22 protein-coding genes are annotated in these 24,955 nt (G+C 68.0%); 11 read left to right on the forward strand and 11 right to left on the reverse strand.

Annotated elements, in window-relative coordinates:
• Window positions 1-83 precede the first annotated feature (83 nt).
• The gene (locus JOD27_RS38670) at window positions 84-521 is read right to left on the reverse strand and encodes a hypothetical protein (protein ID WP_204767322.1); all 438 of its coding nucleotides are present in this window, start codon (window positions 519-521) and stop codon (window positions 84-86) included.
• A 72-nt stretch (window positions 522-593) separates the two neighbouring features.
• Between JOD27_RS38670 and JOD27_RS38675 the strand changes: the two genes are divergently transcribed.
• A complete protein-coding gene (locus JOD27_RS38675) occupies window positions 594-3,518 on the forward strand; it encodes an AfsR/SARP family transcriptional regulator (RefSeq protein WP_204767323.1) in 2,925 nt (974 codons plus the stop codon).
• 823 nt (window positions 3,519-4,341) lie between these two features.
• On the opposite strand, the gene JOD27_RS38680 is transcribed toward JOD27_RS38675, so the two are convergent.
• The gene (locus JOD27_RS38680) at window positions 4,342-5,553 is read right to left on the reverse strand and encodes an HNH endonuclease signature motif containing protein (protein ID WP_204767324.1); all 1,212 of its coding nucleotides are present in this window, start codon (window positions 5,551-5,553) and stop codon (window positions 4,342-4,344) included.
• 360 nt (window positions 5,554-5,913) lie between these two features.
• Window positions 5,914-6,714 (reverse strand): phospholipid scramblase-related protein, encoded by an 801-nt coding sequence (locus tag JOD27_RS38685; RefSeq protein ID WP_307830582.1) that lies wholly within the window; start codon window positions 6,712-6,714, stop codon window positions 5,914-5,916.
• Between the two features lie 49 nt (window positions 6,715-6,763).
• Between JOD27_RS38685 and JOD27_RS38690 the strand changes: the two genes are divergently transcribed.
• The gene (locus tag JOD27_RS38690; protein WP_204767326.1) at window positions 6,764-7,399 is read left to right on the forward strand and encodes a TNT domain-containing protein; all 636 of its coding nucleotides are present in this window, start codon (window positions 6,764-6,766) and stop codon (window positions 7,397-7,399) included.
• On the opposite strand, the gene JOD27_RS38695 is transcribed toward JOD27_RS38690, so the two are convergent.
• From JOD27_RS38695 to JOD27_RS38710, 4 genes are all read right to left on the reverse strand, one after another.
• Window positions 7,392-7,583: a ferredoxin gene (locus JOD27_RS38695; RefSeq protein ID WP_204767327.1), complete on the reverse strand. Its 192-nt coding sequence runs from the start codon at window positions 7,581-7,583 to the stop codon at window positions 7,392-7,394. The two genes, JOD27_RS38690 and JOD27_RS38695, sit on opposite strands and share 8 nt — an antisense overlap.
• Complete coding sequence (locus JOD27_RS38700; RefSeq protein WP_204767328.1) at window positions 7,580-8,791, reverse strand: cytochrome P450; 1,212 nt, start codon at window positions 8,789-8,791, stop codon at window positions 7,580-7,582. Before JOD27_RS38700 ends, JOD27_RS38695 begins: the two co-directional genes overlap by 4 nt.
• On the reverse strand, window positions 8,788-10,383 hold the full coding sequence (locus JOD27_RS38705; protein WP_204767329.1) for an ATP-binding cassette domain-containing protein: 1,596 nt from the start codon (window positions 10,381-10,383) through the stop codon (window positions 8,788-8,790). Before JOD27_RS38705 ends, JOD27_RS38700 begins: the two co-directional genes overlap by 4 nt.
• A gap of 107 nt (window positions 10,384-10,490) precedes the next feature.
• The gene (locus JOD27_RS38710) at window positions 10,491-11,027 is read right to left on the reverse strand and encodes a TetR/AcrR family transcriptional regulator (protein ID WP_204767330.1); all 537 of its coding nucleotides are present in this window, start codon (window positions 11,025-11,027) and stop codon (window positions 10,491-10,493) included.
• A 70-nt stretch (window positions 11,028-11,097) separates the two neighbouring features.
• Here JOD27_RS38710 and JOD27_RS38715 point away from each other — a divergent pair, with 70 nt between their 5' ends.
• The 6 genes from JOD27_RS38715 (at window position 11,098) to JOD27_RS38740 (ending at window position 17,362) form a co-directional block, all read left to right on the forward strand.
• Window positions 11,098-12,171, forward strand: a complete 1,074-nt coding sequence (locus JOD27_RS38715; RefSeq protein ID WP_204767331.1) for an FAD-dependent monooxygenase — start codon at window positions 11,098-11,100, stop codon at window positions 12,169-12,171.
• Between the two features lie 182 nt (window positions 12,172-12,353).
• The gene (locus tag JOD27_RS38720; protein ID WP_204767332.1) at window positions 12,354-13,532 is read left to right on the forward strand and encodes a nitric oxide synthase oxygenase; all 1,179 of its coding nucleotides are present in this window, start codon (window positions 12,354-12,356) and stop codon (window positions 13,530-13,532) included.
• Window positions 13,533-13,536: 4 nt separating this feature from the next.
• A complete protein-coding gene (locus JOD27_RS38725; RefSeq protein ID WP_443673969.1) occupies window positions 13,537-14,607 on the forward strand; it encodes an APC family permease in 1,071 nt (356 codons plus the stop codon).
• A gap of 39 nt (window positions 14,608-14,646) precedes the next feature.
• Window positions 14,647-15,744, forward strand: a complete 1,098-nt coding sequence (locus JOD27_RS38730; protein ID WP_204767333.1) for an NAD(P) transhydrogenase subunit alpha — start codon at window positions 14,647-14,649, stop codon at window positions 15,742-15,744.
• Complete coding sequence (locus tag JOD27_RS38735; protein WP_198680616.1) at window positions 15,741-16,007, forward strand: NAD(P) transhydrogenase subunit alpha part 2; 267 nt, start codon at window positions 15,741-15,743, stop codon at window positions 16,005-16,007. Before JOD27_RS38730 ends, JOD27_RS38735 begins: the two co-directional genes overlap by 4 nt.
• Window positions 16,004-17,362, forward strand: coding sequence for an NAD(P)(+) transhydrogenase (Re/Si-specific) subunit beta (locus JOD27_RS38740; protein ID WP_204767334.1), 1,359 nt, complete (start codon window positions 16,004-16,006; stop codon window positions 17,360-17,362). The genes JOD27_RS38735 and JOD27_RS38740 overlap by 4 nt, the downstream gene beginning before the upstream one ends.
• Here the strand turns inward: JOD27_RS38740 and JOD27_RS38745 are convergent.
• From JOD27_RS38745 to JOD27_RS38755, 3 genes are all read right to left on the reverse strand, one after another.
• Window positions 17,328-19,301, reverse strand: a complete 1,974-nt coding sequence (locus JOD27_RS38745) for a diguanylate cyclase domain-containing protein (RefSeq protein WP_204767335.1) — start codon at window positions 19,299-19,301, stop codon at window positions 17,328-17,330. The two genes, JOD27_RS38740 and JOD27_RS38745, sit on opposite strands and share 35 nt — an antisense overlap.
• Before the next feature lie 52 nt (window positions 19,302-19,353).
• Complete coding sequence (locus JOD27_RS38750) at window positions 19,354-20,157, reverse strand: SAM-dependent methyltransferase (protein ID WP_204767336.1); 804 nt, start codon at window positions 20,155-20,157, stop codon at window positions 19,354-19,356.
• 75 nt (window positions 20,158-20,232) lie between these two features.
• Window positions 20,233-21,267, reverse strand: coding sequence for an MFS transporter (locus tag JOD27_RS38755; protein WP_204767337.1), 1,035 nt, complete (start codon window positions 21,265-21,267; stop codon window positions 20,233-20,235).
• A gap of 57 nt (window positions 21,268-21,324) precedes the next feature.
• Between JOD27_RS38755 and JOD27_RS38760 the strand changes: the two genes are divergently transcribed.
• Genes JOD27_RS38760 through crcB form a run of 3 tightly spaced genes read left to right on the forward strand, consistent with a single transcriptional unit; the run spans window position 21,325 to window position 22,437 of the window.
• Complete coding sequence (locus JOD27_RS38760) at window positions 21,325-21,765, forward strand: MarR family winged helix-turn-helix transcriptional regulator (RefSeq protein WP_204767338.1); 441 nt, start codon at window positions 21,325-21,327, stop codon at window positions 21,763-21,765.
• Window positions 21,749-22,102 carry a fluoride efflux transporter FluC gene (locus JOD27_RS38765; RefSeq protein ID WP_239570927.1) on the forward strand — a complete coding sequence of 118 codons (354 nt, stop codon included), beginning with the start codon at window positions 21,749-21,751 and terminating at the stop codon, window positions 22,100-22,102. The genes JOD27_RS38760 and JOD27_RS38765 overlap by 17 nt, the downstream gene beginning before the upstream one ends.
• Entirely contained in the window at window positions 22,099-22,437 is a 339-nt protein-coding gene (gene crcB / locus JOD27_RS38770; RefSeq protein ID WP_204767339.1) for a fluoride efflux transporter CrcB, read from the forward strand. Before JOD27_RS38765 ends, crcB begins: the two co-directional genes overlap by 4 nt.
• On the opposite strand, the gene JOD27_RS38775 is transcribed toward crcB, so the two are convergent.
• A complete protein-coding gene (locus JOD27_RS38775) occupies window positions 22,382-24,955 on the reverse strand; it encodes an NACHT domain-containing protein (protein ID WP_204767340.1) in 2,574 nt (857 codons plus the stop codon). The two genes, crcB and JOD27_RS38775, sit on opposite strands and share 56 nt — an antisense overlap.

The raw sequence follows: 24,955 nt of genomic DNA on the forward strand, positions 1-24,955 counted from the left end.
GTTTGGGCTTCGAGTCCCGGCGGCACCATGAGGCCGGACGGCGCCCAGCTGGGGGGCCTTGGCGCCGTCCGGGGTCGGTGGGGTCAGCAGCGGATGTCGGTTTCCGCCCGGTAGGTCATCGCGCCGGAGTCCCACTCGGCGTAGGCGTTCGTGCAGGTGTCGAGGGTGTTGGTGCCGTGCGACCACAGCTCCTGCTGGCGGTAGTGGCCGTCCTTGCGGCCCTCGTGGCCGTACGGCTCACGCGACCACTCGTTGCCCCACTTCGCGATGATCACGAACACGGGCGTGTAGGTGGCCCCGGCGTTGTGGACCTCCGACCAGGTGTAGATGTAGGCCCAGTTCTTGCCGCAGCCCTTGAACTGCTTGACGGACGCCCACTTCTGCCTGTGGGCTCCGATGTAGGCGGTCTTGCCGATCTGCGTCACCGGACCGCAGCCGGGAGCGCTCTCCGCCTGCGCCTGACCGGACGTGGCCACTCCCAGGAGCAACGCCGCGGCGGCGATGAAGGTTGTGCGCTTCATGGGCGAGAAGCATCACGTGACGCGCTGACATTTCGCTGACACCTGGGGTTACCGGCTGGTTAGGATCGGCTCATGCAACGGCGGTGGGGGTTCAAGGTTCTGGGATCGTTGCAGGTCATCGACTCCGGCCGGGTCGCGGAGCTCCGCTCGGCCAAACAGCGTGTCCTGCTTGCCGCGTTGCTGATGAAGGCCAACGCGCCGGTTTCGTCGTACGAGCTGATGGAGCACCTCTGGGGTGAGGAGCCGTCCGGTTCGGCGCGCGCGACTCTGCAGACGTACGTCATGCGGCTGAGACAGTCGCTGGACGACCTCGCGGACCGCAAGCTGGTCCGCACGTGGCCTACGGGCTACTCGATCCACGTCGACGACGACCAGCTCGACCTGCTCACGTTCCAGCGCCTGCGGGCCGAGGCCAAGCGCGCGCCCGACCTGGCGACCGAGGCACGGCTGCTCGGCGAGGCCGCGGCGTTGTGGCGCGGGCCCGCGCTCGACCAGGTGTCGTCGCTGCGGATGGAACACACCGACGTGCAGCGCCTCAACGAGCAGCGCTGGGAGGTGCTGGAGCGCCGCAACGACGCCGAGCTGCAACTGGGGCGGCACGACCAGATCGTCGACGAGCTGCGCTCCCTGGTCGCCGAGCATCCGTTGCGTGAGCGGTTCTGGTACCAGCTGATGCTGGCCCTGCACCGCACCGGCCAGCAGGCGCAGGCGCTCGACGTGTTCCGGCGGGCGAGCGAGGTGCTCGCCGACGAGCTGGGCATCGACCCGAACGCCGAACTCCGCGCTCTGCACATGGAGGTGCTGGCCGGGTCCTCCGCGCCGGTGACCGTGCAGGCCGGTCCCTCGTGGCTGCCGCCCGCGGTGGGCGACTTCTCCGGCAGGGCCGACGAGGTCATGCGGCTCACGGCCGGTCTGCGGGCCGGTGGGACGTGGACGATCACCGGTCCCGGTGGCGTGGGCAAGACGTCCCTGGCCGTGCACTGCGCGCATCTCGTGCGGGACGCGTTCCCGGACGGCCAGCTGTACCTGAACCTGCGCGGCGGCGAGCAGAAGCCCGTCGAGCCCGCCGCGGCCCTGGACAGGTTGCTGCGCGGCCTCGGCGTCTCCGGTGGCGCGATACCGTCCACTGTGGACGACCGGGTGGATCTCTACCGCGACCTGCTGTCGGACCGCCGGATCCTGGTCGTGCTGGACAACGCGATCAACGAGACCCAGGTCCGGCCGCTGCTGCCGGGAACCACCGCGGGCGCGGCGCTGGTGACGTCACGGGCGGCGCTGGCAGGTCTGGAAGCCGCCCACGTCGTGCCGCTGGACGTGCTGCCCTCACCCGACGCGCTGGCGTTGCTGCGGGCGGCGGTGGGTGAGGCCCGTTGCGCCGCGGAACCCGTTGCGGCACAGGAGATCGTGACCTACTGCGGCCAGTTGCCGCTGGCGCTGCGGGTGGCGGCGGCCCGCCTGGTGGCGCGGCCGCACTGGCAGCTCGCGAAGCTCGCCGGCAGGTTGTCCGACGAACGGCGCCGGTTCGACGAACTGTCGTTGGGGGACCTGGACGTCCGCGCTTCGCTGGCCCTGTCCTACGACGGCCTCGACGAGTCGCACCGCAGGGCGTTCCGGCTGCTGTCGCTCGTCGACACGCCGGACTTCCCGGCCTGGGTGGCGTCACCGTTGCTGGGACTCGACCTCGACGACGCGGAGGACCACGTCGAAGCCCTGGTCGACGCCCGCCTGGTCGACTACGCGGGCCGTGACGCGCTGGGCCAGGTCCGGTACCGGCTGCACGACCTGCTGCGCGCCTTCGGCCGCGAGGCGGCGTCCGAGGATCCCGCCGCAGCCCTGAAGGCGTTGTTCGAACGGTGGCTGGACCTGGCGACCCGCGCCGACGTCGAGCTCCCGCACCAGGCGATCCGCCTGGAACCCCTTGCGCTGGAACGGTTCGACCTCGGCGACGCGGCCGACTGGTTCGACGCGGAATGGCAGAACATCCACGCCGTGATCACCCAGGCCGCGGCTCTGGGTCTGGGTTCGCTGGCGTCCGAGCTGGCGATCCGGTCGACGGCGTTCTGCGACCTGCGCGCCAGGTTCGACGACTGGGAGCAGATCAACGACCTCGGTCTGTCGGTCGCGCCGGCCGACCGCCGACCGATTCTGTTCCAGCAGCGCGGAATCCTGTGCGCGCGACTGAACCGGTACGCCGAGGCCTCAGCCAACTTCGCTGCCGCACAAGAAGGTTTCGCCGCGACCGGCGACGTGTGGGGCGAGGCCTACGCCAGGTACGGCATGGGGTGGATGCACGAGTGGGGCGGCCGGTCGTCGGAGGCCCGTTCGGCGCATCGTGAAGCCATGGCACGGTTCGTCGCGTCGGGCAACCCGCACGGTGAGATCGAAGTGCTGTGCTCGTTGGGGGCCATCGAACGGCGTGCCGGTGGGCTGGCCGCGGCGCAGGAGTACCTGGAGCGGGCTCGGCGCGTTGCCGGGCAGTTGGGGGACGAGCAGAGCGAGCTGATGGCGACCCTGGAGTTGGGGCGGCTGCACCAGTTCACCGGCGAGTTGCAGATGTCGGCGGCGTTTCTGCGGTCTTCGCTCGCTGCGGCGCAGAAACTCGGGGATCCGGATTTCGCGGCGAACATCAGGTTGTTCCTGGCCGACACGTTGATCCGGTCTGGGCAGGTCGGGCTGGCTGAGGAGCAGTTGCGGCAGGCCTGGGAGTTCTTCGAGGCGCACGACGACCGCCAGGGGCGGATTTGGGTGTGGAGGTTGCGGTCTGGGCTGGCTGCCACGCCTGAGGAAGCGTTGCGGTTGGCGTCGCTTGCCATGGATCAGGCTCGGGAGATGGATTCTCCGCCCGAGTTCGGGCGGTCGTTGCGGGTGCTCGGGGATGCATTGGAGCGGGCTGGGCGGTCGGAGGAGGCTCGAGAGCACTGGCGGCTGGCTGGGGAGACGTTGACCGCGGCCGGGTTTCAGGCGGAGGTTGACGAGCTTCGGCTGGCCACGTCCTAGGGGGCGGTTCCTGCGTCCCGTCGCGGTTGGTAGTGCGGGTCGGCTTGGTTGGCCGGTTCCGGTTCCAGCGGAGGGGTCGCCAATGCGGTTCGGTCACCTTGCGTAGATGGTTGCGCAGGCATTGACGAGCGCTGGTTTTTTCATCGCCGCTTCGCGACGATTGCGATTGGTGCTTGACTTCGGGGCCCTTGCGAGGCGCAGGTCGGCCTTTAAAAGCCGGGCATTAAGAGCCCGGCCGATCCGAACACGGTAGCACCTCGCACCCAAAGTCAAGCACCAATCGCCTGCGTGCGTGGTCGCGTTTGTGCGGTCGGGTTCCGGAAATTACCGCTTGGACAGCGCGGTATCAGGTCTGTACGGCTCGCTTCGCATCGCGGTTTCGGGGTGAGCCTCGGCTTTGCCTTCGGCCGTGCGCAGGATTAGGGCTGTTCGGCTCCGCTGCGCCATCGCTATTTCAGGGGTGCCTCGACTTTTCTCATTGGTCATGCGAGGTGGCGGGTCTTTGCGCCTCGCTTCGCATTGCCAAAGCGGGATCGGTTCTTGTCAGCTGCATTGCTGATACCGCTGCTTCGGCGGCGCCACTGCTACCACTTTGCCGATGCCACTGCGTTGCCGTCCCGTCCCGTGCCGATGCCGCGTCGCCTGCGTCGATGCCGTCGCTAGTGCCGGTGCTAGCGCCTCGCTGGTCGCTTTGTCGCTGTCGCGCGGGGTTGCCGGTGTGCCTGGCTCGATTGTGGGCATGGTTGTGCCACGGCCGTGGTGGTGCTGCACGGCCGTGGCGGTCGAGGCGGTGGTGGGGTCCGCTCGCGTCCCTCGGTCGGGGTTAGGCGGCGGTGTGGAGCTGGTTGCGTCTGGGTCTGCGTTCGGGGTCGAGCCAGGCGGGCGGGTAGAAGACCGGCATGCCGTGTTCGATCGTGACTTCCCAGCCGCTGCGGTGGATCAGGGTGTGGTGGTGGCGGCACAGCAGCACCCCGTTGTCGAGGGAGGTGTCGCCGCCGTCGGCCCAGTGCTGGATGTGGTGGGCATCGCAGTGCTTCGGCGGACGCCCACAACCCGGGAACGCGCAACCTCGGTCGCGGGCGACCAGGGCGCGGCGGATGCCGGAGGTGAACAGCCGGGACCGACGGCCCACGTTGAGCGGCTGGGACCGGCTGCCCAGCACGATCGGGAGGATCCCGGCGCTGCAGGCGAGCTGGCGGACCTGGTCGGCGGGGAGGTGCACGCCGTTGTCCAGCGTCGCCGCCCCGGCCTGCTCGACCAGGTCGTCGTAGTCCACGGTCACCGTCAGCGCGACCGCCTCGCCGCCGTGCTCGGGCAGCACGTCCGCCCGCAGCGTCAGATCGAGGAGTTCGGCCAGGGCGTCGCCCTGCCGCTCGTCCAGCGTGCGCGGGTCGGGGCCTTCGGCGGTGGTGGGGCGGGGTTTGGCCAGCGGGCCCAGCGCCGCGATCAACGTCGCACCGGTCACCGGGTCCATCGTCCCGGCGTACTTCACCACCCCGTCCCTGGTCTGGCGCAACGCCAGCCGGTTACGGGAGCAGGCGGGTTCGGGCTGGGGGTCTTTCGGTTCGGGGTCGTTCTGGAACAACCCGTAGATCAGCTTCTTGCCCAGGGCGCGGACCAGGGTGGGCTCGAACTGGCGGGCGTAGTCGACCAGCTGCGTCTCACGGTCGGCGGGCAGGGTCTGCATCGCCTCGGCGACCACCGCGACGTGCTCGATCGACAGGGCGCCCTCGGCGGCGGCCGTGGCGGTGATCGGGAGCCGGGCGGTGATCTCGCTGCCGGTCGGGGTGATCTCACCGCTCAGCTTCGCGGCCTGCTCGACCCACCGTGTGGCGGTGTTCTTGTCCCAGCGGACCGCGTCCCGCAGCACGAGCGCAAGGTTTTTGTAGCCGAGTTCGGTGGCGGCGCCGCGGCGGTTCAACTCGGCGATTTTCTGCATGATCGCATAATCGCGGGCCCGGGATTCCGTCACCTCGTCGACGATGCCGCGCAGCAGCTCGCCGGTGGAGAGGAGGGGAAGGCTGGAGTCGCTCACGTGTTCTAATTTACCGCAAGATCACGTGAATATCAGGGCCGAAAATGAACACCATCGAGTGAATCGCCGAACCCGCACCGGCGTGGCGAAGCGAAGCGAGCCGGAAAGGGCTGATACCGCGCCGTTCAAGCGGTAATTTCCGGAACCCGACCGCACAAACGCAACCACGTACGCACCGCGATTGGTGCTTGACTTTGGGTGCGAGGTGCTACCGTGTTCGGATCGGCCGGGCGCTTTACATGCCCGGCTTTTAAAGGCCGACCAGCGCCTCGCAAGGGCCCCGAAGTCAAGCGCCAATCGCAATCGTCGCGAAGCGGCGATGAAAAGACCCGTCTCGTTCCCGTGCGCGGCTGTCCTGGCTCAGCCCTGGGTCTGGCTCAGTACCGTGTCCACGGTGACGCCGGAGGCCACGATCATGCTCAGCAGCGGGTCCGGCACCTGGCGGTGGAACTGGACGACGTAGTTGTCGGCGGTGGAGAACATCGCCTTGGCCATGCCCTGCCAGGTCTTGGTGATGCGGGCCACCTCGGTGTCGGTGTGGTCGCGGAGCGAGAAGTTCCAGGCGCGGAAGTTCTCGGCGTAGATGCCGCCGACCTTCATGCCGTTGCACACGTAGGCGAAGCGGACCTTGCCGAAGACGTTCTCCTGGATGATCTCGCCGATGGGCATGCCGTCGCCGCGTTCGACGATGACCTTGGACTTCCACATCGTTGCCGGGCGCACGAGGCGGAGGAGCGGGTGGCCGTGCACGTCGCGGATTTCCAGGCGGACGTCGAGCATCGAGTCGAGTTTGGTGAAGGCGCGCAAGGCTTTGGCGGCGCCGGACTGGCCCACCTGTTCGACGGTGCCGATGTGGCGGGCGTGCTGGTCGTAGATGACGTAGGAGTTCGACATCTCGATGAGCTTCGCCTTCTGGTTCACCACCAGGACAGGTTCGGTGAACAGGGTGCCGCCGCCGCCCGCGACCGGTTGCTGGATGCCCGCTCGCTGGACCTGTTGGGCCACGCGGTCCTGGCCCGTGCCGCCCATCTGCATCTCCATGTGGTGGGCGTCGGTTTGCTGCTGGCGCGGCTGGACGTGGGGCGTCCACTGGGTGCCGTCCCACCAACGAACGTAGCGTTGGTCGGCGTTGTCGGGGTACCAGCCGGGAGCGAAGTTCACGCGGAAGAGGGTAGTGCGGAAGTCCGTGTCACGCGCCAGGATACGAAGCATGTTCGCAGGCAAACGGATTTTGGCGGCGTTGTTTGCCGCGACTCTTGTCCTGTTCGGCGTCAATGCCGGAATCGGTGCGGCGCAAGCGGCCGTCGAGGCGTGCTCCGGCGCCTATCAAGGGGACAGCCGGCTCGGGCCCGAGACGTTGCCCGAGGCGTGGCAGCGGCCCGTCGGGCCGATCGTGGCCGGGTACAAGCGGTTCGGGCACGTCGGCAAGGACGCGTTCCTCGCCAAGTACTGGAACGGGACCGGGTGGAACTACCCGCCGCGGGACGGGTTCTGGCTGCGGCCCGACGGCGAGCCGATCAAGTACCAGCGGACCCTCGGGGTGGACACGAGGCTGGACCGGTTCGGCAGCGAGTACGGCGGGTTCCTGGCGTACAAGGGGACGCACTACTCGACGCGCGCGATTCCGCCGCAGAGTCTCTACACGTTCGATCCCGCGTACCGGTGCAACTACCACGCCTACCGGGTCACCAAGGCGTTTGCCGTGTGGGAAGGGCCCATCGCGCCGTGGTTCGAGCAGCCCGGTGGTGGGCTGCAGCAGAAGCTGGACAGGGCGCTGGTGCCAGGCGACGGGGCACTGAATGTCGCCTGGCTGCTCTCCAACGGTTACCTCGTGCGGCTCAACTGATCGTGATCGCGCTCGCCGGGCACAGGCTCGCCGCTTCCTTCGCGGTGGCCTCGTGCGCGGCGTCGGGCTGCTCCACCAGGAGTACGACCGTGCCGTCTTCTTCGTTCTGGTCGAAGAGATCCGGGTCCGTCAGGACGCACATCCCGGAGCCGCAGCACTTCGACTGATCGACGGAGATCTTCATGACGACCACGCTACTGGCAACGAGTGGACTCCGTAGATCCCCATGTCCGTGCGCAGCGGCACGTCCTCCGGCGCCACGTCCAGCCGGAGGTCGGGGAACTCCTGGAACAGCTTGGAGAACCCGATCCGCATCTCGATGCGGGCGAGCTGCTGGCCCAGGCACTGGTGGATGCCGTGACCGAACGCCACGTGCCCGGACGCGGGCCTGCGCAGGTCGAGCTCGTCGGGGTTGCCGGGGTACTTCTCCGGGTCCCGGTTCGCGGTCGGCACGTGCATCAGCACGGTGTCGCCCGCCTTGATCAGGTGCCCGTCGATCTCCACATCCTCGGTGGCGGTGCGCATCGGTCCGAAGTGGATGATCGACAGGTACCGCATGAGCTCCTCGACGGCGTTGTCGATGATCTCCGGCTCGTCCTTGAGGATCTTCAGCTGGTCCGGGTGCTGCAGCAGCGTGAACGTGCCGATGCCCAGCATGTTCGCCGTGGTCTCGTGGCCGGCGAGCAGGAGCAGCATCGCCATGTTCGACGCTTCCTCGTCGGTCGGCTCGCCGGTGGCCAGCAGGTCGCTGATCATGTCGTCGCCGCCGGGGTTGGCCTTCTTGCGGGCGATCAGCTCGCGCATGAAGTCCTGAATGCGCTGCATGGCCGCCATGGCCTCCTTGAACGACGAGTCCAGGCTCAGCATCTTCGCCGTGTCCTCCTGGAACCTGTGCCGCTCGTCGTATTCGACGCCGAGCAGCGCGCAGATCACCAGCGACGGCACCGGCAGCGCGAACTCCTTCACGAGGTCCGCGCGGCCGTCGAACGTCCGCATGTGCTTCAGCTGGTCGTCGACGATCGTGCCGATCCACTCGGACAGCTGGTTCATCCGCCGGACGGTGAACTGGCCCTGCAGCATCTTGCGCAGCCGGGTGTGGTCCGGCGGGTCCTGGCTGAGGAACATGCCCGGCTCGGCCTTGCGCCTGTCCTCCGGCACGTCGCTCTGGAACCGCTTGTCGAACACGTGGTGCTTCTCGGGGTTGTTGGTGAACTTGGGGCTTCCCAGGATCTCCCGCACCTGGTGGTGCCCGGTGACGAGCCAGCCGAGGTGGCCGTCGGCGAACTTCAGCCTGCTGATGCGGGCCTTGTTGCGGATCTCGGTGACCCCGGCGGGCGGGTCGAACGGGTTCTGGCGCGTCTTGGGCAGCTCTTCGGAGATCAGCTCGGTCATCTCGCACACCTCCCAGTGCTCAGCAGAGGACCTACTTCTGAAGCTACAGAACTTTCATGACTCCGTGAAGGTGAATCGAGGGTTACGGTGCGCCACGAACGGAAATCTGTCCGCATCTGCCGGTCGTGGGTCGCGACGGCCACGGCGGCCCTCGTCTGGTGCAGTGCCTCGGTCAGTTCGTCGACCAGCGCGATCGACAGGTGGTTGGTCGGTTCGTCGAGCAGGAGCACGTGCGGGCCGCGGCTCAGCAGGATCGCGAGCTCCAGTCGCCTTCGTTGCCCAGTGGACAGCGACCGGACGGGGCGGGCGAGGTCGTTCACGCTCAGCAGACCCAGGTCGTGCGCCCGCGGGCAGAGCCTGCCCGCGATGGCGTCCTCGTTCTCGAACGACGACTCCTGGGCGAGCAGAGCGACCCTGCCGACGTGGTGAACCGTGCCCTGAGCAGGCGTGATGCGGCCCGCGAGGACGTTCAGCAACGTCGACTTGCCCGCTCCGTTGGGACCGGTGATCAGCAGCTTCTCGCCCGCGCCGAGCGAGATCGGCTCGGTGAGATTCAGCCTTTCGGGTACTTCCAGCGGGGTCGCGTGCAGCAGGTCGCCGTCGGCCTCCAGGGCCGGCGGCTGGAAGCGCAACGGCGGCGGGGGAGCGCCGACGCGGTGGTCGTCCAGCTCCTCGAGCCTGCGGGCGACGTTGCGCATCTTGTTCGCCGCGCGCGTGCTGCGCTTGTGCTTGAACGCTCCCTTGGGCGGCCGCCAGGCGTCCTTGAGACGTGACTGGGCGCGTTCGACCTTCTCGGTCAGCTCGTCGTGTTCGGCTTCCTCCTGGGCGAACCGCTGTTCCCAGCGTTGACGTTCGGCGCGCTTCGCCTCCTTGAACGCCCGGTAGCCGCCGCCGTGCAGGTGCACCTCGCCGTCCGGGGTCGGGTCGAGGTCGAGCAGCAGGGTGCAGACGTCGTCCAGCAACGTGCGGTCGTGGCTCACGATCACCACGACACCGTGATGTTGTTGCAGGCGTTCGGTCAGGAACCCCAACGCGCTCGCGTCGAGGTGGTTCGTCGGTTCGTCGAGCAGCAGGACGTCCGCGCGTTCGGCGAGCAGACACGCGAGCCGGACGCGGTAACGCTGGCCGACGCTCAGCTCGGCGAGTTTCCTCTCGCGGTCGTGGTCGGCGTCGAGTGCCTTGAGCGCGATGTCGGCGCGGCGTTCGGCGTCCCACGCCTCGATGTCCTCGGCGTGGGCCAGCGCTTTCTCGTAGCGCTGCTCGTCGAACGGCTCCGCCGCACTGTCCAGTTCGGACAGTGTGTGACGGCTTTCGCGCAGCGCTTCCGACAACAGGTCCCCCACCGTTTCGCCGTCCTGGAACGGCATTTCCTGTCGTACCAGGCTCAACGAGCCGTGCCGGGTGATGGTTCCCTGATCCGGCAACAAGTCCCCGGCCAGTAGGCGGAGCAGTGTGGTCTTGCCGCGGCCGTTCTCACCGATGATGCCGAGGCGTTGGCCGGCGGAGACTTTCAGTGAGATGCCGTCGACGACGGGCCCGGTTTCATAGCCCTTGGTGAGATCGTGGGTCGTCAAATGAACATGCGAGCGCATGCGGATCCTCTTTTGGGTACGCGAAAACAGGACGTGTTGCGTGGTGACACACGTCCTGAATCAGAGGTAGAAGACCCCGTACCCGAATCCCATGAAACCCACGGTACCTACGGCCGCAACGCCTTTTCGACGGCCTTCTTGAGGTCCTGGACGCTTTCCTCGGTGCCCGGCGTCGGCCCGGTGGTGCTGCCGCCGCCGACGAGCCGGTAGAAGAGCAGGCCCTCGATGAACGCGGTGATGTGCGCGCCGGCCCGCTCGGGATTCTTGTGGCCCAACGCCTGTGCGAGTGCCGTGGCCTGCTCCCGCGGCGAGTGCACGAGGATCGTCCTGAGCTCTGGATGGTGTGTGGCTTCGAGCATCGCCGCGTACCTGGCGAGCGTGCGGTTCCGCTCGACGAGCCAACTGTCGATCGTCCGCGCGATGCTGCCCGCGACGTCGTCGGTGTCGAGGTCGATCTCCTGCTGCTCCTGGACCGCCAGCCGTTCCACGAGCCCCTCGATCAACGCCTTGCGGGTGCGGAAGTAGGCGCTCGTCGAGCCTTCCGGCAGGCCGGCCTTCCTGTCGACGGCCCTGTGGGTCAGGCCGCGCATGCCGAGTTCCGCCACGAGCGCGATCGCGGCGTCGGTGATCAGGTCTTTTCGCACTGTGTCCCTTGTCTCTCTACAGCCGTAGTCTACAGGTGTAGATTCTTCTACAGGTGTAGAGGAGGCGGGGATGAAGGCGATCGTGGTGGGCGGTGGCATCGGCGGGCTGGCGGCAGCGGTGTCGTTACGGCGCGTGGGCTGGGACGTGCGGGTGCTCGAGCGGGCTGCCGAGTTCGGCGAGGTCGGTGCCGGGATCGGCGTGATGCCGAACGCGGTGCGGGCGCTGGAGTGGATGGGCCTCGCGGACGAGGCGCGGCGGCTCGGCAGCTCGCGCGTGTCGGGTGGCATCAAAGCGTCCGACGGGCGGTGGCTGACGCATCTGCCCGGGGTCGGCCAGGAGAAGATCATCGCGATGCACCGGGCCGATCTCCACGGTGTGTTGCTGCGCGCGTTGCCGCCGGAGATCCTTTTCAACAACGTCGAGGTGACCGGCGTTGGGGAGCTGGACGCAGACCTCGTGGTGGCGGCGGACGGCATCAACAGCCGCCTCCGCGCGGAGCTGCTGCCCGACGCGCCGGGACCGGTGTACGCGGGGGCCACGGCGTGGCGAGGGGTGGCGCCGGGTCCGTTCGATCTCCCGATCTCGCAGACATTCGGTCCCGGCGGCGAGGCGGGCGTCCTGCCGCTCGCGGACGGCAGGGTCTGCTGGTACGTCTCGACGGTGGCGCCCGCTCAGGCCGATCTGGATCCGGTGGAGCTGTTCGCCGGTTGGCACGAGCCGATCCCGACGCTGATGGCGACGACACCCGAGATCCTTCGGCATGACATCTATGAGCTGCCGCCGCTGCCGACGTTCGTGCGGGGGCGGGTGGCGCTGCTCGGCGACGCGGCGCACGCGATGGTGCCGTACCTGGGGCAAGGGGCGTGCATGGCGCTGGAGGACGCGGTGACGCTGGCCGTGTGCGACGGTGATCTCGCCCGGTACGACGCGCTTCGGCGGCCGCGGACGCAGTCGGTGTGGCGGAGCTCGAAGGCGGCGGGGAAGTTCGGGATCGAGGTGCGGTCGCCGATCGCCCTGGCGTTGCGGGACTTCGCGCTCCGGGCGTTGCCGCCTTCGGTGGCGGTGCGCGGGATGACGCGTTTCTCCTCGTGGGAGGTGCCAGGGGAAGTTCACTCGAACGGGTCGAATCCACCAGTGAACTAGATCACCGGTCAATGTTTGATTTCGGCGGGGTAACAGTCGAAAACCACCCCTTGTCGCGAGGTTTGTCACCCAGTTGCGGTATCAAGTACTCGCTCACCGTGTCGGACGCGGTCCAGTGATCCAGATGGCGTAGCGCGACAGGCGGTTTCCGGTACACGAAAGCGCAACTACGGTGCCTCGCCATGACCCCCGTCCCGACTGATGTGATGCCCCGTTCCCTCACGGCGCTTCCCCCGGCGCAGGTCGAGAACACCCGCGAGATCGACATCGCCGAGGCAGAGGACTTCGTCCGCCAGCACCACGCCGAGCACCCTGACCTGGGTCCGGTCGAGGCCAGGCTGGCTGAGGTGCACGCGGAGATAGCCGCGACCGGCACCTATCGTCACACGACTGCCGAACTGACCTTCGGCGCCCGCGTGGCCTGGCGCAACAGCTCCCGCTGCATCGGCCGCCTTTACTGGCGGAGCTTGAAAGTGCGCGACCTGCGGGAGGTGTCCACTCCCGCAGAGGTGGCCGCGGAATGCGTCGAGCACCTCCGCGTCGCGACGAACAAGGGCAAGATCCGCCCCGTCATCACGATCTTCGCCCCGCACGAGCCCGGCATGCCCGCGCCGTCGATCCTGAACGAACAGATCGTCCGCTACGCCGCCTACCGCGGCTCCGACGGAGGTGTGCTCGGCGACGCCAGGAACCTGGCGCTGACCGAGCTCGCGTTGAAGCGCGGCTGGCAACCACCGGCGTCGCGCGGCCCGTTCGACGTGCTGCCGTTGATGGTCACCTGCGAGGGCCACGACCCGGCGCTCGTCGAGATTCCCTCGGACGCGGTGCTCGAGGTTCCGCTGTCCCACCCGGAACTGCCGTGGCTCGCCGAACTCGGCGTGAAGTGGCACGCCGTTCCCGCGATCAGCAACATGCGCCTGCGCGTCGGAGGCATCGACTACCCGTCGGCGCCCTTCAACGGCTGGTACATGGGCACGGAGATCGGCGCCCGCAACCTCGCCGACCACGATCGGTACGACCTGCTGCCGTACATCGCCAAACGAATGGGCCTGGACATGTCGTCGGAGGCGACGTTGTGGCGCGACCGAGCGTTGGTCGAGCTCAATCGCGCCGTCCTGCACTCGTTCGGCGAGGCCGGGGTCACGATCACCGATCACCACACCGAGTCGAGGAGGTTCCTGACACACCTGGAGAAGGAGGAGGCGGCCGGACGTCCGTGTCCCGCTGACTGGTCGTGGATCGTGCCACCCGTGTCGGGCGGGCTCACCCCGGTCTACCACCGCTACTACGACTCGGGTGAACTCCTGCCGAACTTCTTCCCGGCCGCATCCCCGATGAAGGGTTGCCCTGTTCCACACTGACCGGGTGCAACTGACCCGGAGCTTGACCCTGACCGATGCCGTCTTCGTCGGGCTCGGCTCGATGATCGGCGCTGGAGTGTTCGCGGTGTTCGCCCCGGCCGCGGCGGCGGCCGGGTCCGCGTTGCTCGTCAGCCTCGTCATCGCGGGCGTGATCGCCTGCTGCAACGCGTTGTCGAGCGCCTGGCTGGCCGCGAAGTACCCGCAGTCCGGCGGCACCTACGTCTACGGCCGCGAACGGCTCGGCCGGATCTGGGGCGACCTGGCCGGCTGGGCGTTCGTGCTGGGCAAGACGGCGTCGTGCGCGGCCATGGCGTTGACGGTCGGCACCTACGTCGGTGCGCCCAAACCCGTTGCCGTGGCGGCGATCGTGGCATTGACCGTGCTCAACCTGACCGGTGTCCAGAAGTCCGCACTGGCGACCAGGATCATCGTGATCGCTGTTCTGCTCGTGCTGGCCCTGACGACCGTCACGGCACGGGACGCGGCGGCGCCGGCTGACTTCCTCCCGTCCGGCATCCTCCCCGCCGCCGCGCTCCTGTTCTTCGCGTTCGCGGGCTACGCGCGCATCGCCACCCTCGGAGAGGAGGTCAAGGAGCCGCAGAAGACGATCCCGCGTGCCGTGGTCATCGCGTTGGCGATCACGTTGGTCGTCTACACGGTCGTGGCCCTGACCGCGCTGAACGCCCTGGGCAGCGACCTCGCGACGAAGACCCTCGCCGACGTGTCGCCGACTTGGGCTCCCGCCATCCGGGTCGGCGCCTGCCTCGCGGCGCTCGGTTCGTTGCTCTCGCTGCAGCTGGGCGTCAGCCGGACCACGCTCGCCATGGCCCGCGACCGCAGGCTGCCGGGGTTCCTGGCCGATCTGCGCGCCGCCGAGATCGCCACCGGGCTGGCCGCCGTCGCGCTCGTGCTCGCCGTCGACGTGACCAGGGCGATCGTGTTCAGCTCGTTCTGCGTGCTGCTCTACTACGCGATCGCCAACGCCAGCGCGTGGACGCTCGGTAAGCGCGTGGTGCCCGCGCTTGGGCTGGTGGGGTGCCTGACGCTCGCCGGTGCGGTGCTCTGGCAATTGTGATGTGGCCCAGGTCACCTTTGATCGCGTAACGTGCGTACGGTGAGAGTGGGAACACCCGCAGAGTCGCGGCCCGCCGAGCGTCGCGTCGCCTGCGTACCGGACACGGTGTCGTCGCTGGTCGACGCCGGGTTGACCGTGCACGTCCAGGAAGGCGCGGGCCGGCACGCTCACGCCGTCGACGCCGCGTACCGCGCGGCGGGGGCGATCGTGACCCCGGAGGACCCGGCGCCGGAATCCGACGTCGTCGTGTCCGTGCAGCCGTTGACCCTCGACCAGGCCACGGGACTCAAACCCGGCGCGATCACGATCAGCTTCCTGCAGCCCGCGAACGAGCGGGACCTGCTCGAGGTCTACCGCGACCGCCGCGTCACGTCGTTCAGCTTCGACCTGCTGCCGCGCGTCACCCGTGCCCAGAGCGCGGATGCCCTGTCCTCACAGGCTCTGGTGGCGGGCTACCGGGCCGTTCTGGTCGCCGCCGAACGACTGCCGCGCTTCCTGCCCATGTTCACCACGGCCGCGGGCACCGTGCCGCCGGCCAAGGTGCTCGTGCTCGGCGCGGGCGTCGCGGGCCTGCAGGCGATCGCGACCGCGCGCAGGCTCGGCGCCGTCGTCGAGGCCTACGACGTCCGCAAGGCCGCGGGCGAGGAGGTTCGCAGCCTCGGCGCCAAGTTCCTGGAGCTCGACCTGGAGACGCAGTCCGGCGTCTACGCCTCCGTGCAGTCCGAGGAGTTCCTGGAGCGCCAACGAGAACTCATCGGCGAGCACGTCGCCGCGTCCGACGTGGTGATCACAACGGCTGCGATCCCCGGCCGCAAGGCCCCGGTGCTCGTCACGACCGACATGCTCAAGGCGATGGCACCGGGAAGCGTGCTGGTCGACCTGGCAGCGGAGTCCGGCGGCAACTGCGCTGCTTCCGTTGCGGGGAAAGAGACCTGGGTCGGCGAGGTGCTCGTGCACGGCGCGTTGAACCTGCCGTCGTCGATGCCCGTGCACGCGAGCCGCCTGTACGCGCGCAACGTGCTCAACCTGCTCAAGCTGATGATCGTGGACGGCAGGGTGCTGCCGAACCTCGACGACGAGGTGCTCGACGGCTGCTGCCTCACCCACGACGGTCAGATCCGCAAGGAGTTGCCGTGATCGACCTGCTGACGATCTTCGTGCTGGCCGTGTTCGTGGGCTTCGAGGTGGTCTCGAAGGTGTCCACGATCCTGCACACACCGCTGATGTCCGGTGCGAACGCCATCCACGGCGTGATCCTCGTCGGCGCGATTCTGATCACCGGTTCCGCCGAGAGCACCCTCGAGCTCGTGCTGGGGCTGCTCGCGGTCTTCCTGGCCACGGTCAACGTCGTCGGCGGGTTCGTGGTGACCGACCGGATGCTGGAGATGTTCAAGAAATGATCGTCCAGCTGATGTACCTCGTCGCGGCGCTGTGCTTCATCCTGGCGTTGAAAGGCTTGAGCTCGCCCAAATACGCGCGCTACGGCAACTTCATCGGCGCGTTCGGCATGCTCGTCGCCGTCGTCACCGCGTACGTGCACGGCGTCGTCCACAACGGACTGTGGATCCTGATCGCCGTCGCATTCGGTGTGGCGGTGGGCATTCCGGCCGCGCGTTCGGTGAAGATGACCGCCATCCCGCAGATGGTGGCGCTGTTCAACGGTGTCGGTGGCGCGGCGGCGGCACTGGTGGCGTTGGCCGAGTTCTTCGCGGTGCGCGATCCGGGTTTCCTGTTCCTGCTCGCGACGGTGCTCACGGTGCTGATCGGCTCGGTCAGCTTCTCGGGTTCGGTGGTCACGTTCCTGAAGCTGCAGGAGCTGATGACGACCCGGCCGGTGTTGCTGCCGGCGGGGCAGCAGCTCGCGATCGCGGCCGGTGTCTCGTCGGTCGCGCTGGGCGTCCTGACGATGACGACCGAGAACGGTCTGCTGCTGTGGTTGCTGGCGATCGCCGGGCTCGCGCTCGGCGTGCTGTTCGTGCTGCCCGTCGGCGGTGCGGACGTGCCGATCGCGATCTCGTTGCTGAACGCGTTCACCGGTCTCGCCGTCGCGGCGTCCGGTTACGTGCTGGCGAACACGCTGCTGATCGTCGCGGGCACGCTCGTCGGCGCGTCCGGCACCATCCTGACCCGGTTGATGGCGCAGGCGATGGGCCGCTCGCTCGCGAACATCCTGTTCGGTGCCTTCCGGGCCACCACCGTTGCAGCGCTTGGGGAGGAGCAGCGGACGGTCAAGTCGGGCACGGTCGAGGACGTCGCGATCCTGTTGGGGTACGCCAACAACGTGCTCGTCGTGCCCGGCTACGGGCTGGCGGTCGCGCAGGCCCAGCACGCGGTGCGCGAGCTCGTGGCGCAGCTGGAGAAGCGCGGTGTTTCGGTCTCCTACGGGATCCACCCCGTCGCCGGCCGCATGCCGGGGCACATGAACGTGCTGCTCGCCGAGGCGGACGTGCCGTACGAGCAGCTCAAGGAGCTCGACGACATCAATCCCGGCATCACCTCCGTCGACGTCGCCGTCGTCGTGGGAGCGAACGACGTGGTGAACCCCGGCGCGCGCGACGAGCCGTCCAGCCCGATCTACGGCATGCCGATCTTCGATGTCGACCGCGCGAAGTCCGTGGTGTTCATGAAGCGGTCGATGCGGCCGGGCTTCGCGGGCGTGGACAACGAGCTGCTGTACAACCCGAAGACGACGTTGCTGTTCGGCGATGCCAAGGACTCGCTCACGAAACTGCTGGCGGCGGTGAAGCAGCTGTAGTCAGGAGCTCCGTCACCTCGGCCGCGGAGAGCGCGGGCAGTAGCCCGATCACGGCGTCCGCGCCGACGGAACGCCACTGGTCGGCGTCGGCGGGCGTGTGCACCTCGTCGACACCGAACCGCACGCCGAGGCTGTGCACGGTGGTGATGAGGTCGCGCATCGCCTGGCGCAGCGGGGAGTCCGGGGTGGGCGCGGGTGCTCGGGTGATCACCGTGCGGACCGGCACGTCGGTCAGCACGGCCAGTTCGTCGTGCCCGCCGTGGAAGCCGTCCAGCGCCGTCACGATGCCGCTGTCGTGCAGCACCACCGCGTTGTCGTCGCCTGCCAGCACCGACGAGATGTCGAGCGCGATCCGCAGCCGTTCCACCGGCAGCCCCGTCTCGTCGAGCGCGCGTTTGACGTCGGCGACCAGGTCCTCGTCGCGAGACTGCAGGGCGCCCAACGCGATGTGCAGCGTGGGCGCCCGGTCGCCGAACTCGTCCACCCATCTCGCTGCCTGAGCGCACGCCTCGCGCAGCAGCCACTTGCCGATCGGCAGCGACAGACCAGTCGAGTCGGCGAGCGCCATCGTGTCGTTGTGGCTCAGGTCGTCCCAGTGCAGGCGGGCGACGGCACCGAGCACCTCGCGGGTCTCCAGGTCGTGCACCGGCGCGTAGACGATCTCCAGCTCGCCGTGCTCCCACGCGCCCGGCATCGACGCGGCCAGCGCGTACTTGCCGCGGCGCCGGGCGTCGTCGTGCGGGTCGTGCAACGCCCACTGCCGCTTGCCGCGCGCTTTCGCCTGGCGCAGCGCGGCGTTCGCGCAGCGCATGAGCTCGGCCGCCGTGGCGAACGCGGGAGGCCGGTCCACCACGCCGATGCTCGCCGACAGTGCGATGCCGTGATCGTCCACAAAGGTCGCTTCGGCGAGGGTCGCCTGGATCTCCTCGACGGTCGTGGTGACGTGGTCGGAGATCGTCATCAGCGCGAACTCGTCGCCGCCGAGTCGCGCGACCACGGCCTTCTTCTCCTCGGCCAGCTTGCGGAGCCGGGATGCGACGATCTTGAGCAGCTTGTCGCCGGTCTCGTGGCCAAGCCCGATGTTGACGACCGAGAACGCGTCCAAACCCAAGTGGTACAACGTGATCGGGTCGTTGCCGAGCCGTCGTTCCACCTGCGTGACGAAGTGCTGGCGGTTCGAGAGGCCGGTCATCGAGTCGTGCAGCAGCTGGTGGTCCAGGTTGCGCTGCAACAGGTGCAGCTCGCTGATGTCCTCGACCATCGTCACGTGGTGCGTCGGCTCGTCGTCCGCGTCGGGCAGCAACGAGGCCGCGAGGTACACCCACACCGGTTCTTCGTCCTCGCGGATCAGCTTGCGCTGGTCGCGGAACCGCTCCACGCGCCCCTCGCGCACCTGCCGGTATGAGGCGGCGAGCGCGGCCTTGTCCTCCGGGTGAAAGTAGTCGATCAGCTGCCGGCCGATGAGCTCGGCACCCGACTCCAGCCCGACGATCTCGGCGAGCGTGTCGTTGGCCTCGACGCACCTGCCGTCGAAGTCGGTGATCGCGATGCCCAGCGCGCTGGACTCGAACACCTCCTTGAACCGCGCCTGGCTGACCTTCAGCGTGCGCTCGACCCGCTGTTTGGCCCGCACGATCGCGACCTTGATCTGCTCCTGCTGGTCGAACGCGTCCATCCGCATGTAGTGCGCGTACGCAGAGCTCAACCTGGCGAGCAGCGGTAGTTCGAAGGCAGGCGAGAGAACCTCGACCGTGACACGCAACGAGTCCGGGCCGGTTGCGTGCAGTGACACCAGCCGATCGGCCACGGATTCAGGTGACTCGGGCAACTCCACCAGCGAATCGAGCAGAGCCTGCTCGATTTCGGCATGTGACAGCGGGATGTACGCGGTCGACGTCAGCGCGTGCATCCAGCGGGCGGCGAGTTCCCGAAGTTCCATTCTGTGCACAGAGCGTACGGACTCACCGGCCCCCGGCCAACATCGAGAGACGCTAGACCTTGCGCCCGACAGCAGCGTAGATGCCCGCCTTGTCCGGATCGTCGACGTTCTGGCCCTCCGGCCGCCACAGGGGCAACGGCACGATGCCCGGCTCGACCACGTCGAACCCGTCGAAGAGACCCGCGATCTCGGATTTCGTGCGTGGGAACATCGGGTTCTGGCTCTTCTTCATCACCTCGACGATCCCGGCCATCTCCTCCGGCTGCAGGTCCTGGGTGAACTGCGAGAACGCCAGGTAGCTGCCGTCGGGCACGGCGTCGCGGTAGGCCGCCAGGACCGCGTGCGGGTCGGCCTCCGGCGGCACGAAGTGGAAGACGCCGACGGTCAGCACGCCGACCGGTTGTGCGAAGTCGATGAGACCGCTCTCCTCGGCCGCCTTCAGGACGGCCTGCGGCTTGGTCATGTCCTCCTGGATGATCGTCGCGCGCGGATCCTCCTCCAGGATGAGCTGGCTGTGCGCGACCGCGACCTCCTCGAAGTCCACGTACACGACGTGAGCCTCAGGGTCGGCCTTCTGTGCGATCTCGTGCACGTTGCCGACCGTCGGGATGCCGGAGCCGAGGTCGAGGAACTGGCGAATGCCCTGGTCCATCATGAACAGCACGGCCCGGCGCAGGAACGCCCTGTTCAACCGCGCGATCGTGCGCGCGTTCGGCTGAGCCTGCAGGAACTTCTCCGCGAGCGCCCTGTCCGCCGCGAAGTTGTGCCCGCCGCCGAGCAGGTAGTCGTAAAGGCGAGCGGCGCTCGGCTTGCCCGTGTCAAGGCCTTCAGGAACCCAGCTCACCCGTTCAGACATGTCCACAGGCTACTGAGGTGCCACACGTGTGTGGCAGGGGTGGAGCCCTTTTTGGCCTACCCGAACCCGCTGCGGTCATTGGAAAGCGTGAATCAGCGCGGTGGCGACCGCGACGCCCAGCGCCGTACCCAGGCCTCGTGCGACGTTGACCAGTCCGCTGCCGACACCCGCCGACGCCTCCGGCAACGCGCTCATCACGCGTTTCGTGCAGGCGGGCGCGACGACACCGAGCCCGATGCCCGCCGTGACGAGCTGAACCACCTGCGGCACAGGCATGATCACCGCGATCGCGGTGATCAGCACGCCGGTCCTGATGCCCGGCTTGGAGAGCAACGTCGCGGCGACGGCGAACCCCAGTGGCAGGGCGGCCGTCGTGAACCCTATATGTGCCAACGGTTGCTTCATGGTGAACGGAAGCAACGTCATCGGCGCGAACAACGCGGCGTAGGCGAGCAGTACACCGGTGAGTCCCGGCAGGACCTTCCAGGTCGGCTTCGCCTTCTCCGGCTTGGTCTTCGTGCGGGGCAGCAGGTAGTGGCCCGCGATCATGGCGATCAGCCCGATGGGAACGTTGATCGCGAACACGGCCTGCCAGCCGTGGTGCTCGGTGAGGTACCCGCCGAGGAGTGGCCCGGCCGCGAGCCCCGCGGCCTGCGCCGCCGCCTGGATGCCCAGCGCCTTGCGCCGTTGCTCGGGCGCGACCGCGGTGATGACCAGTGCGACGCTGTTGGCCTGCAACATCGCCGCGCCCACCGCCTGGGCGACGCGGGCCGCGATCAGCGCGTCGAAACCGGGCGCGTACACACATGCGATCGACGCGCCGGTGAAGACCGCGAACCCGTAGATGTAGACGATCTTGCGGCCCAGCCGGTCCGCGATCCTGCCCATTGGGACGAGCAGGGCCACGAGCGTGATCAGGTAGCTGAGCGAGATCCACTCGGGATTCGCGTGGAAGTGGTCGCTCATCGCGGGGAACGCCAGCGTGACGATCGAGGCGTCCAACTGCCCCATGAACGCCCCGAAGCACACCGTCGCGATGACCAACCACGGCGCGTACGACCGACGCGCGATCCACGTCGGCCGAGGTGACTCCGTGACGAACCAGTTCATCGTACCCAGATTATATCTGATACCGAGCTATTGCCGGAAGTTCAGTAGGATTTCTGCATGTCAGACGAAGCCCGCACGCTCACCGACGTCGTCACTCGCCTGCGCCGGGCGTTGCGGACGAGCATCCGGGCGGACTGGCCGTGGGAATCCCTGCCGATGGCGCAGGTAGAGCTGCTGCAGACCCTCGCGGAACGCCCGCCGATGAAGGTCGGCGACCTCGCCGCGGCCCTGCGCCTGGCCCCCAACACCGTCTCCGGCCTGGTGTCCCAGTTGATCGACTCGGGCCTCGTCGTCCGCGGCGGAGACCCCAAGGACCGACGGGTAGCGCGACTATCCGTCTCACCACGTGGACACGAACAGCTGCTCGTGTGGCAGCGCGAACACGAGAAGAGAATCGGATCGGCCCTGTCGAAGCTCGAGCCCTCGGAGCGCGAGGACGTGGTGCGCGCCCTGAAGGCCCTGGATCACCTGGTTGAGCACCTTGCCGAACCCACCTGACCAAGTCCGCGCCCCCACCCAGCGCACCGAGCTGCACCTGCCGTTCGTGGCACTGGTGTCGCTGGGCGGCGGGCTCGGCGGCATCGCGCGCTACGGGCTGTCCTTGTTCGTGCCGGGCCCGTGGGGGTTGTTCGTCATCAACGTGCTGGGGTCGTTCCTCATCGGCGTGTTGATGGGGCTGGTGCCGCGGCCGTTGGTGCGGGCGTTCTTCGGCGTTGGGCTGCTGGGCGGGTTCACGACGTTCTCGTCGTACGCGGCGTCGTGGTCGTGGGCGCTGCTGGTCACGCCGATTTGTGCGGTGGTGGCGGCGTTCCTCGGCTTGCGGGTGACGCGATGACCGTGCTGGCTGTGTTCCTCGGTGCCGCTCTCGGGGCGCCTTGCCGGTACCTGTTGGACCGGTTCGTGCAGGCGCGGCACTCGTCCGATTTCCCTTGGGGCACTCTGACGGTGAACGTCGTCGGGTGCTTCCTCATCGGGTTTCTCGTTGGGACGTCGTGGATGCCGCTGCTCGGGGTCGGGTTCTGCGGTGGGCTCACGACCTACTCGACGTTCAGCTACGAGACGGTGAAGCTGCTGGAGAGCGAGAAGTACCGCCTGGCACTGCTGAACGTCGTCGTCAGTGTGGCGGTAGGTGTCCTTGCCGCGGCGGTGGGTCTGTCGCTAGGACGCTGATCTCGCCCTCTATCCACCGGAGCAGGAACTCGCGTACTTGAACCGGGACGTTCCTCTGTCCGAGCCACGCTGCCGGCAGGTTCCGGCTCAAACCCGTGTTCTCCAGGATGGGTAGTGCCACCAGCATCTGGGCTGCGTCGGCGGGCATCCCCCCGTCGTAGAGCCAGTCGGGGAGGCGCTCGATGATGTCGCTGCGAGCGACCCACGGCAGCGGTGCCGTGGTCATCGCGACCGCGACCCGGTCCGGCTGAACAACCACGGTGGGGCCTGCCAGCAACATGGTTCCGGCCCCGTCGATCGACGAGTTGCCGTAGCGGTACTTCAAGAAGAGAGCGCGTGGTCCGGAGCCGAGGACAAGCTCCGGGAGAACGCCGCGTTCACGCAGGACGATGAGGTCTGGTGCCGCCCACGGCGAACCCTTCCACAGTGCTGTGAGCCGTTCGTGGTGCCGGATGATCAGCTCGTGGATGCCCGGCACCGAACTCTGGACGACGTGGAGCAGAAGGGCGGCACGCAGGTCGTCCCGTTCCAGATGCTCGCCGAGACGATCGATGATGATCTGGTCGATGACGGCCCGGTGCATCCCTGGTGGGTTTCTCATGCACTCGTGCAACGGGAGGTCGACGTCGTGGATGTAGTCGTAGCCTTCGAACCGGTCCTCCAGGGGGCACAGGACCGACCTGTCCACCGCGGCGTTGACGATAGTCCGGATCGTGCGCATGGACGGGTACACATGCTGCAGCGCTCGTGCGGCGAATGCCGGCCCGTCGTTGTCGACCGCCTCAGCCAGCAGTTCGTCCACCCCGCCCTCGACGTTGCGGTCGTAAAGCTGGAGGGCGATCTGAGCGACGACGTCCCACTGGCGAGTGTTCAGCCCTAGCACCACCCACAGGTCTGCGGCGGTGCGGTGGGTGCGGACGAGGTGCTCGGCGGCGAAGTACTCCATGAAGGTGCGGTGGGTGAAGCCGAACTGCGGCTCGGATGCCGTCGCGCCGACATCGGTCAGGATCCACGCGCGCCCGGTGCAGAACGCGAGGAACTCCTGTGCCATCGCCAGCGACTCGTCGTGGTCGTCGAGCTTCGCGTCCAGGTAGTCCGTGAGGATGTTGATGATCCTGGTGCGCGTCAGAGCCTTCCCGGACTCCTTGGCGTTGAGCATCTTCCACGCGAGGTGCTGCACGGCGCCCCGCAACCGGCCGTGGAACCTCAGCGGTAGAGGGATACCGCGCCTGGAGTCCCATTGCTCGAACAGCATCAACGCACACCGCTCGTACACCTGGGCGAGGTTGCGCGGCAGGTACCGGTCGCTCGAGTACATGGCGCACAACAGCGTGAGCAGCAACGGGTTGCTGCGCAGCTCGGGAATCTGCTCGCTGTCCTCCATGAACGAGCTCGCCAGCCGTTCGCGTTCGTCCGGCGAGGTGGCTTCGTCCAGCTTGAACCATCGAGTCACGTAGTCGGAAACCTGCTGGTCGTCGAACTCCGGGATGTGGCTCGTGGTGAAGAGGTCGGTGGTCAGCGGCGCGTCCTCGTAGCCGATCTTCCGGGCGGTCACGAGGATCGGCACCAGCGGGTACAGGTGAGCGAACCCCTCGACCAACGACACGACCCGCCTGCGCAACTCGGTCTGCACCAGCTCGTCCAAGCCGTCGAGGATGACCACGGCTCGCCCGGCGCGCAGCAGGTACTCGACGCCGTCGCGCGGAGGCTTCACGTTGTACGGAGCCTGGCACAGCTTTTCCAGGTAGTGCAGGAGATCGCGTCCGCCCTCGTCGAACGAAGTGGTGAACTCCCGCAGCACCAGGAGGAACGGCACACGGCCCGAACCATTGGCTGCGGTGTCGTGCGCGAACTTCGCCGCCAGCGTCGACTTGCCCGCGCCGGGGTCGCCGAGCACCACGACACGTTCCCCTGGCACGCCGAGCGTGACGTCAGGGGAGGTCAGCGTGGGTTTGACGTAGAGCTGGTCGTACCGGACGGACCTGCTGACACCGACGTGCGGCAGGCGGATTCTGTTGTGCAGCGCCACGACCTGGTCGCGCAGGCGTGCGGCGAAGGCGTGGATGCGGGTGGTGGACTTGAGCCGCACGAGCATGGCGCTGTTGCTGACGGCTGCGGCGTACAGGTCGCTGCTGTCGATCTTGGCGGTGCGCACGCCGAAGCGCTGGATCAGTTCTCGGCTGGCGGCCACCATCACGTCGTACACCACCTCGGTGGCGCGTCCCAGGAGGCCGGGAGACAGCCCGGCGAGCCGAAGTCCGTGATTGAGCTGGTCTTTCGCGGCCTTGCCGCCGGTGCGGGCGATGCGGTGCTGTGCGACCACGATGGCGAAGTCGGGAGAGGCGAGATACGCCTCCAACGCCTCCGCGTCGGCGCGACCGCAGTAGTTCAGGAGTGCTTCGCTCGCGGCGGTCTCCGCGGCCGCCTGCCTGAACTCCACCTTGTCGGCCGACCAGGGCGCCAGTTGATCGTTCACCTCGGCGACGACCCGGATGACCGCCGACTCGATGCTGTGCAA

Origin of the sequence: Lentzea nigeriaca (assembly GCF_016907955.1) — a bacterium.
In the GTDB taxonomy this organism is placed as follows: domain Bacteria; phylum Actinomycetota; class Actinomycetes; order Mycobacteriales; family Pseudonocardiaceae; genus Lentzea; species Lentzea nigeriaca.

What these genes read in the sequence shown, in the direction of transcription:
- JOD27_RS38705 (WP_204767329.1), bottom strand. Translation starts at nt 10,383, where the DNA reads ATGCGCTCGCATGTTCATTTGACGACCCACGATCTCACCAAGGGCTAT.
- JOD27_RS38755 (WP_204767337.1), bottom strand. Translation starts at nt 21,267, where the DNA reads ATGAACTGGTTCGTCACGGAGTCACCTCGGCCGACGTGGATCGCGCGT.
- JOD27_RS38700 (WP_204767328.1), bottom strand. Translation starts at nt 8,791, where the DNA reads ATGACCGAGCTGATCTCCGAAGAGCTGCCCAAGACGCGCCAGAACCCG.
- JOD27_RS38750 (WP_204767336.1), bottom strand. Translation starts at nt 20,157, where the DNA reads ATGTCTGAACGGGTGAGCTGGGTTCCTGAAGGCCTTGACACGGGCAAG.
- JOD27_RS38760 (WP_204767338.1), top strand. Translation starts at nt 21,325, where the DNA reads ATGTCAGACGAAGCCCGCACGCTCACCGACGTCGTCACTCGCCTGCGC.
- JOD27_RS38745 (WP_204767335.1), bottom strand. Translation starts at nt 19,301, where the DNA reads ATGGAACTTCGGGAACTCGCCGCCCGCTGGATGCACGCGCTGACGTCG.
- JOD27_RS38670 (WP_204767322.1), bottom strand. Translation starts at nt 521, where the DNA reads ATGAAGCGCACAACCTTCATCGCCGCCGCGGCGTTGCTCCTGGGAGTG.
- JOD27_RS38720 (WP_204767332.1), top strand. Translation starts at nt 12,354, where the DNA reads ATGACCCCCGTCCCGACTGATGTGATGCCCCGTTCCCTCACGGCGCTT.
- JOD27_RS38715 (WP_204767331.1), top strand. Translation starts at nt 11,098, where the DNA reads ATGAAGGCGATCGTGGTGGGCGGTGGCATCGGCGGGCTGGCGGCAGCG.
- crcB (WP_204767339.1), top strand. Translation starts at nt 22,099, where the DNA reads ATGACCGTGCTGGCTGTGTTCCTCGGTGCCGCTCTCGGGGCGCCTTGC.
- JOD27_RS38740 (WP_204767334.1), top strand. Translation starts at nt 16,004, where the DNA reads ATGATCGTCCAGCTGATGTACCTCGTCGCGGCGCTGTGCTTCATCCTG.
- JOD27_RS38675 (WP_204767323.1), top strand. Translation starts at nt 594, where the DNA reads ATGCAACGGCGGTGGGGGTTCAAGGTTCTGGGATCGTTGCAGGTCATC.
- JOD27_RS38690 (WP_204767326.1), top strand. Translation starts at nt 6,764, where the DNA reads ATGTTCGCAGGCAAACGGATTTTGGCGGCGTTGTTTGCCGCGACTCTT.
- JOD27_RS38695 (WP_204767327.1), bottom strand. Translation starts at nt 7,583, where the DNA reads ATGAAGATCTCCGTCGATCAGTCGAAGTGCTGCGGCTCCGGGATGTGC.